This is a genomic window from Caballeronia choica, assembly GCF_001544535.1.
GTDB lineage: Bacteria > Pseudomonadota > Gammaproteobacteria > Burkholderiales > Burkholderiaceae > Caballeronia > Caballeronia choica.
In genome coordinates this window covers 1-1,839 of sequence record NZ_FCON02000403.1, presented here as the reverse complement: position 1 = coordinate 1,839, position 1,839 = coordinate 1, and the positions used below count along the sequence as shown (strand labels likewise).

At 69.1% G+C, this 1,839-nt stretch carries 2 protein-coding genes and 1 pseudogene; all 3 read right to left on the bottom strand.

Translation table 11 applies throughout. From position 1 onward, the window contains the following. A pseudogene (locus AWB68_RS44475) lies at window positions 1–740 on the bottom strand (F0F1 ATP synthase subunit alpha); the annotation flags it as partial. Then, the gene (locus AWB68_RS44470; protein ID WP_087650403.1) at window positions 721–1,470 is read right to left on the bottom strand and encodes a F0F1 ATP synthase subunit delta; all 750 of its coding nucleotides are present in this window, start codon (window positions 1,468–1,470) and stop codon (window positions 721–723) included. The pseudogene AWB68_RS44475 and the gene AWB68_RS44470, both read right to left, overlap by 20 nt. 13 nt (window positions 1,471–1,483) lie before the next feature. Beyond that, window positions 1,484–1,732 carry a F0F1 ATP synthase subunit C gene (locus AWB68_RS44465; RefSeq protein WP_087650402.1) on the bottom strand — a complete coding sequence of 83 codons (249 nt, stop codon included), beginning with the start codon at window positions 1,730–1,732 and terminating at the stop codon, window positions 1,484–1,486. Window positions 1,733–1,839 lie beyond the last annotated feature (107 nt).

The window sequence follows — 1,839 nt, the reverse complement described above, 5'->3', positions numbered from 1 at the left end:
GCGCTGAAGGGCGCGATCCATTGCAGTCCCGCCGATGCCGCGCCCGATGCAAATACGAAGACGCAGCGCTCGGGCGCGCCGTGCCGCCGCACCGCGTCGATCGCGCGCTCCACCGCCGAAGCGCGCTGGCCGATTGCGACGTACACGCAGATCACGTCCGTCCCTTTCTGGTTGACGATCGTGTCGAGGGCGATCGAGGTCTTGCCGGTCGCGCGGTCGCCGATGATCAACTCCCGTTGCCCGCGCCCGATGGCAAACAACGCATCGATCAGCAGGATGCCGGTCGCAATCGGCTCGGCGACGAGATCGCGCTCGATGATCGTCGGCGCGGGGCGTTCGATCGGCAGGTGGCCGTCGGCATGGACCGGCTCGCCGCCATCGAGCGGCCGGCCAAGCGGATCGACGACGCGTCCAAGCAAGCCCGGCCCGACCGGCACCTGCACCACCTGTCCCGTCCCCGTGACGATGGAGCCGGCGGTGATCGCGTCGCCGTCGTCGAGCAGCACCGCGCCGATCGTGTCGGCATCCAGAGTGAGCGCAAAGCCGAAGCGTTCGCCTTCGAAGCGCAGCAACTCGTTCAGCCGTACATCGGGCAAGCCCGAGACGAGGGCGATGCCATCGGCGACGTGTTCCACACGGCCGACCGCCTCGGCGTGCGCGGAGAGAGGCGTGTTGGCGAGCGTCGCGCGGTTCCTTGCGAGCCACGCGGCGGCGGGGGCGTCAAGCGTGGTCGGGGTCATGGACGAGCAGTTCCGTCTGGAGCCGGGCGAGATCGGCCCGGAAGCTGTTGCGCACGATCGCGTGCCGCGCTTCGAGTTCGAGTCCGGCGACGATCGCCGGGTCGACCGTGATCCGCAAATCCACGTCGCGGCCGAGCACGCGCGAAAGCGCGCCGCGGCAGGCCGCGAGTTCATCGGCTTGCAGCGCGCGCGGCGCGATCAGCCGAACCTCCGAGCCGTCGTTGCCGAGTGCTTCGCGCGTCGACTGGGGCAGCTTCGCGAGTTCGGCTGCCAGGCCGTCGATGAAACCCGCGATGCGCGCCTGCTCCGGCAAACGCTCCAGCAGCTTTGCCGCGATGGCGAGCGCGAGCTGCGATGCCTGGTCGGCATCGGTTAGCGCGGCGGCTTGCCGCGCCTTGGCGATATCGGCCTCTGCCGCTGCGCGAAGCTGTTCGGCGTCGGCGTGAGCGGCTTCTTCAAGCGAGGACTTGAGCTTCGCCGCTTCCGCCGCTGCCGCCGACAGCACATCGCCACGCTGTTGCGCGGTGCGCGCCGCTTCGTCCGCCGCCGCCTGGCGTTGCGCGAGCGCGTCCGCCTTCGCCTTCACGGCGTCGGCCATGAGGGCGGCGGCGCTTTGCTGGCGCTCGGCGACGATCTTCGCGACTGGCTTGAACAGAAAGCGCGCGAGCAGCCAGACGAGCACGAGTGCGTTGACCGTCTGCAGGGCGAGAGTCCACCAGTCGATATGCATGATCGGTTCCCGGTCACTTCACGAACGGGTTCGCGAACAGCACGAGCAACGCGATCACGAGACAGTAGATCGCCATGGTCTCGATCATCGCGAGGCCGACGAACAGCGTGCGCGAGATGGTGCCGGCCGAGTCCGGCTGGCGCGCGAGCGCATCCATCGCGGCGGCGACGGCCCGGCCCTCGGCGAGCGCCGGGCCGATCGCGCCGAACGAGACGGCGATGGCGGCGGCAAGAAGACTGATCACCTGGATGAGATTGCTCATGGGGTTCCTTTTTGTTGCTTCGCGGAGGAGGGTTGCGGAGCGTCCGCGAGCGCCGCGCCGATGAACACCATCGCGAGCACCGTGAAGATGTAGGCCTGCACGGCGCC

What these genes read in the sequence shown, in the direction of transcription:
- AWB68_RS44470 (WP_087650403.1), bottom strand. Translation starts at nt 1,470, where the DNA reads ATGCATATCGACTGGTGGACTCTCGCCCTGCAGACGGTCAACGCACTC.
- AWB68_RS44465 (WP_087650402.1), bottom strand. Translation starts at nt 1,732, where the DNA reads ATGAGCAATCTCATCCAGGTGATCAGTCTTCTTGCCGCCGCCATCGCC.